The organism is Pantoea sp. X-Soil-MYKO-1289, from assembly GCF_059730625.1.
Genome location: NZ_AP036004.1, coordinates 2143482 through 2156697 on the forward strand (window position 1 = coordinate 2143482; position 13216 = coordinate 2156697).

The 13216-nt window shown below is 62.2% G+C and carries 12 protein-coding genes; 6 read left to right on the top strand and 6 right to left on the bottom strand.

The genetic code is table 11. The annotated features are described in order from the left end of the window. Positions 1-28: 28 nt before the first annotated feature. The 4 genes from AC6I7Z_RS10370 to AC6I7Z_RS10385 all read right to left on the bottom strand — a co-directional run bounded on the left by AC6I7Z_RS10370 (position 29) and on the right by AC6I7Z_RS10385 (position 6197). Complete coding sequence (locus tag AC6I7Z_RS10370; protein ID WP_497814149.1) at positions 29-3109, bottom strand: efflux RND transporter permease subunit; 3081 nt, start codon at positions 3107-3109, stop codon at positions 29-31. Continuing rightward, complete coding sequence (locus tag AC6I7Z_RS10375; RefSeq protein ID WP_497814150.1) at positions 3106-4254, bottom strand: efflux RND transporter periplasmic adaptor subunit; 1149 nt, start codon at positions 4252-4254, stop codon at positions 3106-3108. Before AC6I7Z_RS10375 ends, AC6I7Z_RS10370 begins: the two co-directional genes overlap by 4 nt. A gap of 78 nt (positions 4255-4332) precedes the next feature. Beyond that, the gene (locus AC6I7Z_RS10380) at positions 4333-5508 is read right to left on the bottom strand and encodes a sensor histidine kinase (RefSeq protein WP_497814151.1); all 1176 of its coding nucleotides are present in this window, start codon (positions 5506-5508) and stop codon (positions 4333-4335) included. Next, positions 5505-6197: a response regulator gene (locus tag AC6I7Z_RS10385; protein WP_497814152.1), complete on the bottom strand. Its 693-nt coding sequence runs from the start codon at positions 6195-6197 to the stop codon at positions 5505-5507. The genes AC6I7Z_RS10380 and AC6I7Z_RS10385 overlap by 4 nt, the downstream gene beginning before the upstream one ends. A gap of 122 nt (positions 6198-6319) precedes the next feature. On the opposite strand from AC6I7Z_RS10385, the gene AC6I7Z_RS10390 reads away from it, so the two are divergent. Next, positions 6320-7102: a MipA/OmpV family protein gene (locus AC6I7Z_RS10390; RefSeq protein WP_497814153.1), complete on the top strand. Its 783-nt coding sequence runs from the start codon at positions 6320-6322 to the stop codon at positions 7100-7102. A gap of 138 nt (positions 7103-7240) precedes the next feature. Then, positions 7241-7606 (top strand): helix-turn-helix domain-containing protein, encoded by a 366-nt coding sequence (locus AC6I7Z_RS10395; protein WP_497814154.1) that lies wholly within the window; start codon positions 7241-7243, stop codon positions 7604-7606. 170 nt (positions 7607-7776) lie between these two features. Here the strand turns inward: AC6I7Z_RS10395 and AC6I7Z_RS10400 are convergent, their stop codons facing one another. Continuing rightward, positions 7777-8172 (bottom strand): RidA family protein, encoded by a 396-nt coding sequence (locus AC6I7Z_RS10400; protein WP_497814155.1) that lies wholly within the window; start codon positions 8170-8172, stop codon positions 7777-7779. A 140-nt stretch (positions 8173-8312) separates the two neighbouring features. Here AC6I7Z_RS10400 and AC6I7Z_RS10405 point away from each other — a divergent pair, with 140 nt between their 5' ends. Beyond that, positions 8313-8906, top strand: coding sequence for a TetR/AcrR family transcriptional regulator (locus AC6I7Z_RS10405; RefSeq protein WP_497814156.1), 594 nt, complete (start codon positions 8313-8315; stop codon positions 8904-8906). On the opposite strand, the gene AC6I7Z_RS10410 is transcribed toward AC6I7Z_RS10405, so the two are convergent. Next, positions 8903-9823: a nickel/cobalt transporter gene (locus AC6I7Z_RS10410; protein ID WP_497815426.1), complete on the bottom strand. Its 921-nt coding sequence runs from the start codon at positions 9821-9823 to the stop codon at positions 8903-8905. The genes AC6I7Z_RS10405 and AC6I7Z_RS10410 overlap by 4 nt on opposite strands. 465 nt (positions 9824-10288) lie before the next feature. Between AC6I7Z_RS10410 and ghoS the strand changes: the two genes are divergently transcribed. The 3 genes from ghoS to AC6I7Z_RS10425 all read left to right on the top strand — a co-directional run bounded on the left by ghoS (position 10289) and on the right by AC6I7Z_RS10425 (position 13137). After that, positions 10289-10579: a type V toxin-antitoxin system endoribonuclease antitoxin GhoS gene (gene ghoS / locus AC6I7Z_RS10415; protein ID WP_497814157.1), complete on the top strand. Its 291-nt coding sequence runs from the start codon at positions 10289-10291 to the stop codon at positions 10577-10579. A 300-nt stretch (positions 10580-10879) separates the two neighbouring features. Further along, complete coding sequence (locus tag AC6I7Z_RS10420; RefSeq protein WP_497814158.1) at positions 10880-11653, top strand: COG4705 family protein; 774 nt, start codon at positions 10880-10882, stop codon at positions 11651-11653. Between the two features lie 275 nt (positions 11654-11928). After that, the gene (locus AC6I7Z_RS10425) at positions 11929-13137 is read left to right on the top strand and encodes an MFS transporter (RefSeq protein WP_497814159.1); all 1209 of its coding nucleotides are present in this window, start codon (positions 11929-11931) and stop codon (positions 13135-13137) included. Positions 13138-13216: the final 79 nt, after the last annotated feature.

A 13216-nucleotide genomic window follows, 5' to 3' on the forward strand; every position in this document is an offset into this window, starting at 1 on the left:
TGACAGGGACGCCTCGCTGGCGGCCCTGTCAGCTCGCAGACGGATATCTGTCGGACCCGCGCCTCGCCCTGGCACTTGCTTCCGCCTGCATCACCAGACTGAGCGCCGCCGGCAGCACCGTCAGGATAACCAGCGTCGCGGCAAGCAGCCCGCCGATAATCGCCAGCGCCATCGGGCCCCAGAAAATCTGATGCGAAACCGGGATCATGCCCAGAATGGCGGCGCTGGCGGTCAGCAGCACGGGTCGCGCGCGGTGCATGGCGGCGGCGGCGATCGCCTCGTTACAGGGGCGTCCCGCGCTTAGCTGGCTCTCCGCTTCGGCGATGAGGATCACCGCATTGCGGATAATCATGCCCGCCAGCGCGATAATGCCCAGCAGCGCCACAAACCCCATCGGCGTGCCGCTCGGCAGCATCGCCAGTACGATGCCCGGCAGGGCAAAAGGCGCCATCAGCAGCGCAAGCAGCATGCGGGAAAAGCGCTGAAGCTGGAGCATCAGCAGCGTCAGCATGCAAAGCAGCGTGACAGGCAGCACGGCGAAAACCGATCCGTTGCCCTTGTTCGACTCGGCTACGGCGCCCTCTTCGCTGATGCTGTAGCCTGGCGGCAGGCTGGCGCTAAATCTGTTGAGGATCGGGCGCAGGCCGGCCGACACCGCTTCGGCGCGCAGGCCGGGCGGCAGGTCGGTCTGCACGGTGATAAACGGCAGGCGCTGGCGACGCCAGATCACCGGATCCTCCAGCCCCCACTGCGGCGTAGCGACCTGCGCCAGCGGGATTTTCACGCCCGTCGGCGCCGTTATCATCAGCGCCTGGAGGCTGCTGAGATCGTTTCTTTCCGCCGCGTTGCCCTGCAGCAGCACGTCAACCAGCCGGTCACTATCGCGCACGCGGGTGATCGTCGCGCCAGACCAGAGGGTGTTGAGATAGCGGGCGATCTGCTCTGAGGAGAGCCCTGCCGCGCGCGCGGCCGTCTGATTCACCTTCAGGGTCACCACCCGCTCAGGCTCGCCCGCCGTCTGATTCACCTCACGCGTCAGAGGGGATCGGCCGAGCGCGGCGGCAAGCCGTTCCGCCAGCGCCTGAACGCGTGCGTAATCCGGGCCGCTAATGCGATAACGCACCGGCCAGCCGACCGGCGGCCCCAGCTCAAGGGGCGACACGCGGGTGGTGATATCGCTGAATTCCCGGGCGAGCAGCGCGGCGAGATAGCGCTGAAGCCGCGCCCGTGCCGCCAGGTCTTTCGCCACCACCACCAGCTGGGCGGTGTTTTCATCCTCCAGCAGAACCTCCATCGGCAGATAAAAGCGCACCGCCCCGCTTCCGACGTAAGCGGAGTAGCGAGCGATATCGCGGCTGGCGGAGAGCGCGCGCTCCAGCCGCTGGGTCTGACGCAGCGTCGCCGCCTGCGAGGCGTTCGCCGGCAGCGCCAGGCTGACCAGCAGTTCGGGCCGGTCGGAGGCGGGAAAAAATTCGCCCTGCATAAAAGTGGCGCCCACGCCCGCCAGCAACAGCGCGGCGAGCGCGAGAGCAAGGGTGATAAGCCGATGCCGGAGAATGCGCTCAAGCAGGCGGCGATAGCGCGCGCTCAGCCCGCGGCTGCCCGACGCCTGCGGCGGCAGTCGGGCGGGCAGCAGCCAGCTGCCGGTCAGCGGCGAGAAGAGCACCGCCACGATCCACGAACAGAGCAGCGCGATAAACACCACCGCAAACAGGGTGTAGCAGTATTCGCCGGCGCTCGAGGCAGCAAAGCCAACCGGAATGAAACCCGCGATGGTGACCAGCGTGCCGGTCAGCATCGGCCAGGCCGTCGCGCGAAAGGTCCCGATCGCAGCGTCGGTGCGCGATTCACCCGCTTCGAGGCGCGCCACCATCGTTTCCACCGCGATCATGGCGTCATCGACCAGCAGACCCAGCGCGATAATCAGCGCGCCAAGCGAGATGCGCTGCAAACCGATACCGGCCAGATGCATACAGGCAAAGGTCATCGCCAGCACCAGTGGAATGGCAGCCGCCACCACCAGACCGGCCCGCATCCCCAGCGACACAAAGGAGACGGCCAGCACGATAACCACCGCTTCGGCGAGCACGCGGAGAAATCCGCTGACCGCCTGTTTCACCACCGCCGACTGATCGGCAACCTGGGTCATCTCTATGCCGTGCGGCAGCTGCGTGCCCTCCTGACGCATACGCGCGCGCAGCGCCTGGCCGAACGCCAGCATGTTCCCGGTGGGCGCCATGGAAATGGCCAGGCCAATAGCAGGCTGGCCGTTAACGCGAAACAGCGGAGCCGGAGGCTCCGCCACCCTGCGCGTCACCGTGGCGATATCGGTAAGCGGCACATAGCGCCCGTTGAGGCGCAGCGTCACCGCGCGCAGGCTCGCCTCATTGCGGAAGGCGCCGCTGACGCGCAGGGCGATATTATCCTCCGGCGTGCGCACCGTCCCTGCTGGCGCCACCACATTCTGCGCGCGCAGGGCGTCCGCAACCTGCTGTAGATCCAGCCCCATAGATGCGAGCTGACGCGGTGAAAAGGCGACCACCAGCTGTTCCTGCTGCTCGCCCAGCAGCTGCACTTTGCCTGCGTCGGGCAGGCTCATCAGGTCGCGGCGGATCGCCTCGACGCGATCGCGCACTTCCCGCAGGCTAAAGCCGTCGCCTGTGAAGCCGTAAATAGTGCCGAACGTATCCTCGAACTCATCGTTGACGGCGGGGCCCTGAACGCCCTGCGGTAATGCGGGCGCGATGTCCTGCATCGCTTTTCGTACCTGATACCAGATATCGGCCACCCGCTCCGGCGGCGTCTCATCGCGCAAATTAACGAAGATCACGCTGCGTCCGGCGCGCGTTTCGCTCTGAACGTAGTCGAGCATGGGGATCGCCTGCAGCTTCTTCTCTAGCGGATCGGTGAGCAGATGAACCGTGTCGTCAAGGGTCGCGCCGGGCCACGCTGCGGAGACCACCGCCGTTTTGATGGTGAAGGCGGGATCTTCGTTGCGCGCGAGCTGCTGGTAGCTGATGACGCCGGCCACCACGATCAGCAGCATCAGGAACGCCATCAGCTGCTGGCGGCGCAGCGCCCAGGCGGAAAGATTGAAGGCGGGCATCATAAAGCTATTCCTTCTGTCTGCGTCACCCGCTCGCCGTCGCGCAGGGTTCTGACCCCTGCCGTCACCACTCGCTCGCCCGGCGCAATGCCTGCGCGAATCAGCACCGACTCCGACGCATAGCCAGCGATGCGCACCGCGCGACGGCGGACCAGGCTTCGCAGCGGATCCAGCACGAACACCGCCGGCTCTCCCGCCAGCCGCGTCAGCGCGGCGGCCGGCAGCCTTATCAGCGGCTCGCCCTCTGCTGCGGGCAGCGCGATCGTCGCGCTTGCGCCCAGTACCATCTCCGGCGGCGGGTTATCCAGCGTGACGCGTACCCGCCAGCTGCGCGTTTGGGCATCGGCCTGCGGACTGACGTCGCGCAGATGGCCGGTGGTGGCGACGGCAGCATTGCGCAGCAGCGCGACGTGAAAAACCGCGCCGGGCCGCCGGGAAACGCTGTCGGGCGCGGCGACGTCAAATACCACGTCCCGACGGCTGCCGAAGGCGACGCTATAGACCGCCTCTCCGGCGCTGATGACCTGGCCTGCCGACGCGCTGACGCCGATCACTATTCCATCATCGGGGGCGGTCAGCGCGCGCCAGCGCAGGTTTTCCTGCGCGTTCTTTAGCGCCGCCTCGCTGCTGCGCAGCCGCGACAGCGCGGCCTGCCAGTCAGCCGCAGCGGAATCGAGCTGCGCCCGCGCGACGGCGCCGGACGGCATCAGCAGACGCATGCGATGCAGCGTAAGCGCCGCGACTTTTTCGGCGGCGCGGCTGCTGTCGAGGTCCGCCTGCGCGCGCGTCATCTGGCTAAGGGCCAGCGGGCTGTCGAGGGTGGCCAGGGTGTCGCCGCGCCGGAATCGCGCGCCCGGCTCGGCGCTGCGCGTCAGGATCCTGCCCTCAAGCCTGAAGCTCAGCGTGGTTTCATCGTGGGCGCGTATGTCGCCGGTCAGGAGAGGCGCCGTGACGGCGGCAGGCGCGACCGTCACGCACTTGACCGGACGCGGCGGCGGCGGCGCGCTGGCGGGCCGCTGCCGATCGCAGCCGGTCAGCATGACGACCATCAGCATCAGCCCCGGCAGCAGCGGCAGCCAGTTGAGATGGCGGGTCACGAGCAAATGCCCGGCGCCCTGCTCGATCAGGGCGGTAACTTCATCAGACATGGCGCAGTTCCTTCGTAATGTTTGCGCCATTACACCGCTTAATTATCGAGATTCTTGCGGTGAACCATCAAGACGGTGTCAAGAAAGGTCTCCGGGCAGCAGAATGCGCATCCGCAGACCGCCCTCAGGCGGAAGCGACGCCGCGATGGCGCCACCGTGCGCCTGACAGATCGCCTGGGCGATAGAGAGGCCCAGCCCGCTGCCTCCGGAGTGACGCGCCCGTGACGCTTCGCCGCGCGTAAAGCGCTCAAACATAACCGGCAAAAAGGCCGGCGGCACGCCGGGGCCGCTATCCTGAACGCTGATTTCATATCCCTCATCGCAGCGGCGGGCGCTGAGCATTATCCTGCCGCCGGCGCCAGCATAGCGCAGCGCATTTTCCAGCAGGATGGTTAATACCTGTCCCAGCCGAAACGGATCGATATTCAACACCGTGTTCTCCATTACCCCAATTTCCGCGCGCATGCCCGCCGCATCAAGCTGCGGCCTGATCCACAGCAGGCGCTCGCGCAGCAGATCTGCTGGATTACAGGGTTTGGTGTCCAGGCTGAGCTGCCCCGCGTCGGCCAGCGAAAGCAGATGTAGCTCATCAATCAGCCTGCGCAGACAGCTTAACTGCTCCATGATCAGCCCATGCTGACGCCGATCCGCCGTGAATACACCGTCGATCAGCGCCTGCAGCCGCACCATCGCCGCCGTCAGAGGCGAGCGCAGCTCATGCGCCATAGCGACGTGAGAGGCGCGCAGCTCTTTGTCATAGCGCGCCAGCTGTCGCGTCATGGCGTTAAAGTTCTGCGCCAGATGCGCCAGCTCCGCCGGCGCGCCCGGCGTCAGCGCGGCCTGCGCGCCGAAATCCCCCTCCGTTACGCTCTCCGCGGCGCGTCTGAGCTGGCTGAACTGCGCCGAAAGCGGCCGGGCGTGACGCAGGCCAAAATAGGCGATAAACGGAATGGTCACCAGCACCAGAATGCCGACGGTGATCCAGTCGGCCGAGGCGATAGAGGGATCGGAATAGCGAATGCCCCACCAGCTATCGACAATCTGGTGAAAGCGAGCAGGATCGATTTGCGGATTCTCACGCAGGATCAAAAAGGTTTTCAGCACATCAGGCGGCATATGCCAGGTGATCCAGAGATACTGCGCCGTGAAGCGCAGCCACATGCAGAGCGCGATCAGCACCACGGTGCCGATCGCCAGGGTGAGAATGCGGACGCAGAGCCAGCGCCACAGGGTTTGCGGATGCGTTTTTTTCATGGCTGCCGGAACCGGTAGCCGATGCCGCGCACGTTCAGCAGCACCTCGACGATGCCCGCCGCTTCCAGCTTGCGCCGCAGGTTATAGATGTGCGTATCCACGACGCGCTCCAGCGCGTCGCTTTCGGGCAGGCACTGCTCAAGCAGATACTGGCGGCTCAGCGCGCGCACCGGCGCGCGCATCAGCGTGGCCAGCAAGGAAAATTCAGTCGGCGTGATGTCGAGGCTGGCCACGCCCTCTCCCCGCTCCACCGTCACCGTCATGGCCGCGGTATTGACCTCCAGCGCCCCCCATCTCAGCACCTCTTCCGCCGGCGGCTTCGGGTGGCTGCGGCGTAATACCGCCTGCACGCGCGCCACCACCTCGCCGGGATGATAAGGCTTGACCACGTAGTCATCCGCCCCGTAGCGCAGCGCGCCGATGCGATCCGGCGTATCGCCCATCGCCGTGACCATAATAACCGGCACATCGCTGCCGCGTCGGATCTTTGCCAGCACCTCGGTGCCGTTCAGGCCGGGCAGCATCACGTCGAGCAGCACCAGATCGGGCCGCCAGCGCTCGGCCTGCTCCAGCCCGGACAGGCCGTCCGCCGCCACTCTGACCAGATAGTTTTCCCGGCGCAGATAGGCTTCCAGCACCTCCGCCACGCTGGCGTCGTCTTCGATAATCAGAATCTTTTTGTTCTGCATGGCTCACCTTGACACTTTCTTCATAAATCCCTGGCCGTTTATTGACACGTCCGCCGGATAGTTGCGGCTGGCGGTGCGATCGCCCGTCAAGGGGCGGAGAAAACGGATGACGAGGAGGCATGATGATAACCAGAAATACGACGCTGTACATGGCCGGACTGGCACTGCTCGCCAGCGCCGCGGCGCGCGCAGATGAGGGCGGGACGCAGGATGGCGTAATGGTCGGCCTTGGCGCGCAGTATGCGCCGCGCTACAGCGGCTCCGATAAGATGCGGCTGCAGCCGGTGCCGATTTTTCAGGCAAGGCGCGGCGCTTTTTTTGCCGATGCCCAGAAAGGCGTTGGCTACGATCTGCAGAGCGACGGCGGCTTCTACCTTGAGCATACGCTGGGCTACAGCCTGGGCCGCGCCGATAAAGACGCCGACTGGCGCGACGGCGCCGACAGGCTTAAAGGCATGGGCAACATCGACGCCAGCGTCAATACTGCGCTGGCGCTGGGCTGGCAGATCACGCCCTGGCTCAGCGCTGAGGGCAAGGCGGTGCTGCCGCTCAGCGACAGTCAAGGCGTCAATTATCAGGCGTCGCTGACGCTGGTGCCGCTGCAATCCGCCAGCGATACCCTGGCGCTGCAGTCGGCGGCGCTGTTCGGCGATGCGCGCTATATGAACAGCTGGTATGGCGTCAGCGCCGCGCAAAGCCGCCGCGCCGGTTTTGAACGCTACCGTGCGCCCGGCGGATTTTATGGAGTGCAAACCTCGCTTAGCTGGAGTCATCAGTTTGATGCCAACTGGGGAAGCCTGGTCAGCGCAGGCTACAGCTGGCTCGGCGATGGTGCGGCGGAGAGTCCGGTGGTATTCCGCCGCGGCGAAGGCGTGGGCACGCTCGCCATCACCTACAGCTTTTGATGATGTATTCCACAAAGGACCTGCTCACGCTTGTCGCCGTCTATTTAGCGTGCGTGACGGTCTATCTGCTAGCCTGGGCGCTCTATCTCATTTGATCTCGCGACAGACGCCAGCTAAAGCCCCACAGGGAGTCTCTCTATGTTGCCAGAACAGCAGCTATACGCCGACCTTGCGCGCTGGATAAGGGAAAATGTTGCTCATCGCCTGCTCCTTCGGGATATCGCCGCCCGGTTTGGCTATTCACAGTGGTATTTAAACCGGCGCTTTCTTCTTTTTTACGGCATCAGCCTCGGCGCGTTTATCCGTCTGGAACGCATGAAAGCGATCGCCAGCGAACTGATAACCAGCGATCGGCGCATTGCCGATATTGCCGTCCGCTATCATTTTGAGTCGCAGCAGACGCTTACCCGGGCTTTTAGCCGTCAATACGGCATCCCTCCCGGCCTGTACCGGCGCACGATGCGGGCGGCGCGTCTGCGGCGTCACCAGCGCGACGCGCGGTAGATGCCCGGCGGCCGTTGAGGCGAGCTGCACCCCCTCCACGGCGCTGAGCCGATACGGCAGCCCGGCGCCGCTGTCCAGATGGCCGCCGCCAGGCACGGTCTGCTCCGGCAGCGTGTCGCGGCGCTGCTGCTCCATCAGGCGACAGCATTGGAGTAAAGGCGTCGCCCTGTTTACTGGGCGGGGATCCGGGCAATCACCTTGATTTCAAAATCGAAGCCTGCCAGCCAGTTGACGCCAACGGCCGTCCAGTTCGGGTAAGGCGGTTCGGGGAATATGGCGTGTTTGACCTGCATAATGGTCGGGAACTGCTTTTCCGGCTCGGTATGAAAGGTCGTGACGTCAATCAGATCGTTAAAGGTGCATCCGGCGGCGGCCAGCGTCGCCCGGAGGTTGTCGAAGGCAAGCTGCACCTGCGCGGCGAAATCGGGCTCCGGCGTGCCGTCGGCGCGACTGCCGACCTGCCCTGAGACAAACAGCAAATCGCCGGAGCGGATGGCGGCGGAATAGCCATGCTCTTCATAGAGCGCGTGGCGGTTAGCCGGGAAAACGGGTTGAGGCTGGTTCATGATATTTCCTTCTGTAAGGGCAGGAAGCGGGATGCGCAGCCGGTATAAATAATTTAATATACGCCGCGTATGTAAAACTAATCACACATACGCCCCGTATGTCAATTCAGATACGCTACGTATGTGACAAAGGAGTAGCTATGGCTGTAACACGCCGCGCCGAAACCATGGAGGCAAACCGCGCCAGGCTAATTGCCGCCGCGCGAAAAGCCTTTGCGGAAAAGGGCTTTGCCGCCGCATCGATGGATGAGCTGACCGCCAGCGTCAATCTGACGCGCGGCGCGCTCTATCATAATTTCGGCGATAAAAAAGGATTGCTTGCCGCTGTCGTTACACAGATAGATAGCGAGATGGCGCAGCGCGCCAGGGATGCCGCGGCGGAGGCTGAAGATGAGTGGGAAAAGCTGCTGGCGGAAGGGGTCGCCTATATCAAGATGGCGCTGGATGAGGAAGTGCGGCGCATCGTGCTGCTGGATGGCCCCGCTTTCTTAGGCAATCCGGCCCAGTGGCCAAGCCAGAACAGCTGCCTTGAATCCACCCGGCAGCGCATTGCCGAGATGCTCGAGCGCGGCGTCATTAAAACGGTAGATCCGGACGCCACCGCCTGCCTGCTGAACAGCGCCGCGCTCAATGCCGCCCAGTGGATTGCCGCCAGCGACGATCCGCAGCAGGCGCTGCCGAAAGTCATTCAGGTGTTCACGCTGCTGGTGAAGGGTTTACGTCAGACGGCCTAGCAGCCTGCCGTGATAAAATCGCCGTTCGCACTGACCGGGATCACGGTGGAAAACAGCACCGCCGCAAAAAGGATCAGCGCCATGCCGCCCGCGACTATCGCCACTCTGCCCAGCGAGGCCGCATAGCGCATTATCGCGGGACGGTTCGCGGCAAGCATCCACTCCCTGAGGTGATGCACCCAGGTGGCCAGCATCATAATGGAGACCGCGGTGCCCAGCGACATCGCCATCACCGCCGCGACGCCCCAGCTGAACATGCCTACGGCGTTGGCAAAGACCAGGATCATCAGCGCCCCGCTACAGGGACGGATGCCGATACCGGCAATCACCCAGGCCGCATTGCGCCAGCCGCCAGTGAGATCGGCGGCGTTGGGCTGATGCTTATGCCCGCAGCCGCAGGCCGCATCATGCTGATGGCTCGACGCTCTGGCACCGAACAGTCGCAGGCGATCGCGACCGATCGCCCGTCCGATGAGCGCGAGACCAAATCCCGCGATAAGCACTGCGCTCGCTTTTTCCATCCAGAAGCGGCTTACGCTGAGGTCGCCCATAGAGAGATTTAGCGAGATGGCGAGAATAAGGACAAACAGCACCGCGACGACGCCCTGCATCAGGCTGCCTGCCAGCGTAATCAGGCGGCTGGCGTTGAGTTTTTCCCGGTGCGTGGCCAGCCAGGTGGTAATGACAAACTTGCCGTGGCCGGGGCCGACCGAATGCAGAAACCCGTAGGCAAAGCTGCCTGCCAGCAGCAGCAGTCCGCCTTTGATGTGATGGTCGCGCTGCAGAAGCAGGTACTGCACCAGATAGCGATGCAGTGAAATCTGCAGGGTGAGACAGTACTGCACAAACTCGCCCCAGTGCCGGGCAAAAAGAGAGAGCAGCGCCACGCCCACTACCGCGCTAAAGCTCAGTAGCATGATCAGTGAGGCGGCGCTGCGGCGATCGTTTTTCAATAGACTATCCTGCCAGGTTTATCGTACAGCGCAGAGCCGGATACCTGAGATCCGCGTTTGCCGGTTCGGTCAGGCACCATGCTGTTACGCTACTCATCGACCCTTTTCTGAGTTATGTCTTGTTTATAACACACTGGCGCAGCCCCGCCCTGTTTACTCCAGGCGTTTCGCCTGGCGCAGCTGCTGCCATTACGCGCTGAGTTAACGGAACAGGCGCATACGTTTGGGTAAGAGGCGATGGAGTCTTCAATAATCAGCTGACGAAGCTGATCGTCGGTCTGCTACGGCGACTGCGCCGCTGAAGCCCGGACCCAGAGCAAACTCATGGCCATGCGTCTGAGCTAAGACATATCTTAATTGCAGATATTTTATCCAGCCCATGCTCTATAATTTAAGAATTCTTAAATTACATATTATCAGGGTATCATCATGACCAGCTATACCATCCAGGTCGAGCTTAAAGAGCAGAGTGAGAAAACGCGCATTGAACTGCATATTACTATGCTGGAAAACGGCTTTTCGCATAATGTTATGTGCGACAAAGGGATCACCTACGCCCTGCCAACCAATGATTTTGTTTACGCGGGCAGTGAGACTATCGGCATTTTAATGGACCGGATCGTTCTTCTGGTCAACACGCTGAGCAAAGACTCCTCTATTCTGGTCACCCGTTCCGAGGAGCGCTGCTGGTCGGGATTGCGGGTGGTTCATCCAGAATAGCAAGCGCGTTACTGCGGCGTTAATGCCGTCAGCCGCCCTGTTAAGCAAACTTAAAAACCGCCCTGCACGCACCTTGCCCGCGCTGACTGGCAGCGCGATCGGAGTGCGGTTTGCTGTCCGCCCTTCCAGTCGAAGCGGCTGACGGAACAGGCGGGCCTTCTCTATGTCCGTGCTAAGCAGCGCTTTTGCATGCTTCATAATTTCGCTTATGCATTCATAGCGCTTAATCTTTGCTTAAGAATAATCCTATAAAGTGGACGCTGTATTAGCCCAGATCGGGCTTTTCCGGAGCCTACCCTCATGCAAAATAAGATCGCAGATTCTCAAACCCTCAGCAAAGTACCTGCCGTTACTCTGGCGTTCTGGTTAACCAAAATCGCTGCAACCACGCTGGGTGAAACCGGCGGCGATGCGGTGACCATGTCGATGAATCTGGGCTACCTGACCGGTACGCTGATTTTCGCCATTATCTTTTTAGTCGCTGTCGTGGTGCAGATTAAACGCCACAGCTTTAATAAGTGGATCTACTGGTTTACCGTGGTCGCCACTACCACCGTCGGCACCACGCTGGCGGACTTTGCCGATCGCTCGCTGGGGATAGGCTATCTGGGCGGCACGCTGCTGCTGAGCACGCTGCTGGTTCTCTCGCTGTTTATCTGGCGCATTACCTGCGGCACTATCGCCGTGAATTCCGTCAACAACGGCGTGACCGAGTGTTTTTACTGGGTCACTATTATGTTCTCGCAAACCCTGGGCACGGCGTTAGGCGACTGGACCGCAGACAGCGAAGGACTGGGCTACGACGGCGGGATCCTGCTGTTCGTCGGCGCGCTGGCCATTATCTGGGCCGCCAGCCGCTTTACCTCGCTTTCGCGCACCGCGCTGTTCTGGGCGGCCTTTATCCTGACCCGACCGCTTGGCGCGGTGGTGGGCGACTTCCTGGATAAGCCCGTCGCATCGGGCGGCCTTGCGCTGAGCCGCTACAGCGCCTCACTGACGCTGGCGCTGATTATCATCGCGTTTCTCTGGCTGTTGCCGCAGCGTGCGGCGATGAAGACCGCGGCGGCGAGTTAATACCACCGCGCCAACGGCAGCCTGGCTGCCGGCGCTTATCGCGCTGAGATTATGTCGAAGCCGCCAGCGATGGCGGCTTTTGTATTATCTGAGGGGAGGGAAAAGTCGCGCGGCTCGTACGTCGAGGACGGAGCAGGCTATTATTGAACATCCGGATCATATGGCTCGTGTCATTGGGGAAATTCCTCTGCCGCGCCTCAGTGGTGGGCTGGTTATGCAGAGATTTGAGCCATAAGAGGGGGGAATTAGCCCATAACGGATGAAATGGAGGTTGAGTGAAGATCAATAGCCCTGAGAGTATCGGCACGTCAGAAAAGTCAGCTTTAAACCGCATGCTCATCCTGCTGTTCGCCATCACGGGCGGGATGGCGGTCGGTAATCTCTACTGGGCACAGCCGCTGCTCAATGATATCGCCCTCTCATTTGGCGCTCAGCCAGACTCAGCCAGTATGCTAATCACCTTTACCCAGTTGGGTTATGCAACCGGCATTCTGCTGCTGGTGCCGCTGGGTGACATCCGCAATCGCCGCAGGCTGATTCCTGCCATCCTCTTTCTCTCAGCGCTTTCGCTTTGTCTGACAGCGCTTGCGCCCTCGATGCCACTCCTGATGGCGGCAATGGCGCTGACAGGGCTGACGACCGTCGCTGGCCAGCTTTTGACGCCGTTTGCCGGCGATCTGGCGAGCCCCTCCCAGTTGGGAAAGGTGCTGGGCACTATCATTTCAGGGATGCTTATCGGCATTCTCTTGTCGAGAACCGTCAGCGGAGTGATTGCCGATTTGCTCGGCTGGCGTGCGGTCTATTTTATCGCGGCGGGCGGCGCGTTCATCCTGTCGCTCCTGATGCTGCGTATGCTTCCAGCCGATATTCCTCGCCAGCATCTCAGCTACAGAGCATTGATGCGCTCGCTGCTGTCGGTGATAGCGGAAAGCGCAACGGTGCGTATTACCCTGCTTATCGCTGCCTGCGGCTTTCTGGTTTTCACCATGTTCTGGACCAGCCTGACCTTTCTGTTAAGCGCTGCACCCTACTCTTATACGGTCAGCCAGATCGGCCTGACGGGGCTGGCAGGACTGGCCGGCGCGCTGATGGCCAGACGGGCAGGCATTCTGCACGATCGGGGGCACTCGGTGACGGCGACGGGTCTGGCGCTGTTGCTGGCCCTCGCCGCTATCGGCGTCGCCGCCTGGGGCCGCAACAGCATTGGGTTGATCGTCCTGGCGATTATCCTGATCGATATCGCCGTACAGACATTAAATGTGTTGCATCAGACACGCATCATTTCAATTAATCCGGCGATGCGTAGTCGCCTGAGCACCATCTTTGTCGTCTCTAACTTTATCGGCGCGGCGATGGGTTCAGCGCTGGCGGGCATACTGTGGCACGCTGGCGGCTGGCGCATGGTCATGATCGGCGCGGCGGGATTTCTGGCGCTGGCGCTGGCGATCTGGTTTCTGAAGCGAGATAGCCTTAAGCTCAAGTAACCGCTGTCAGGCTGTATTACAGAGCTGAGAAAAACGCGCGCTGCCCTCGATACTGAAAGCGACAAATACCCGTAATTGA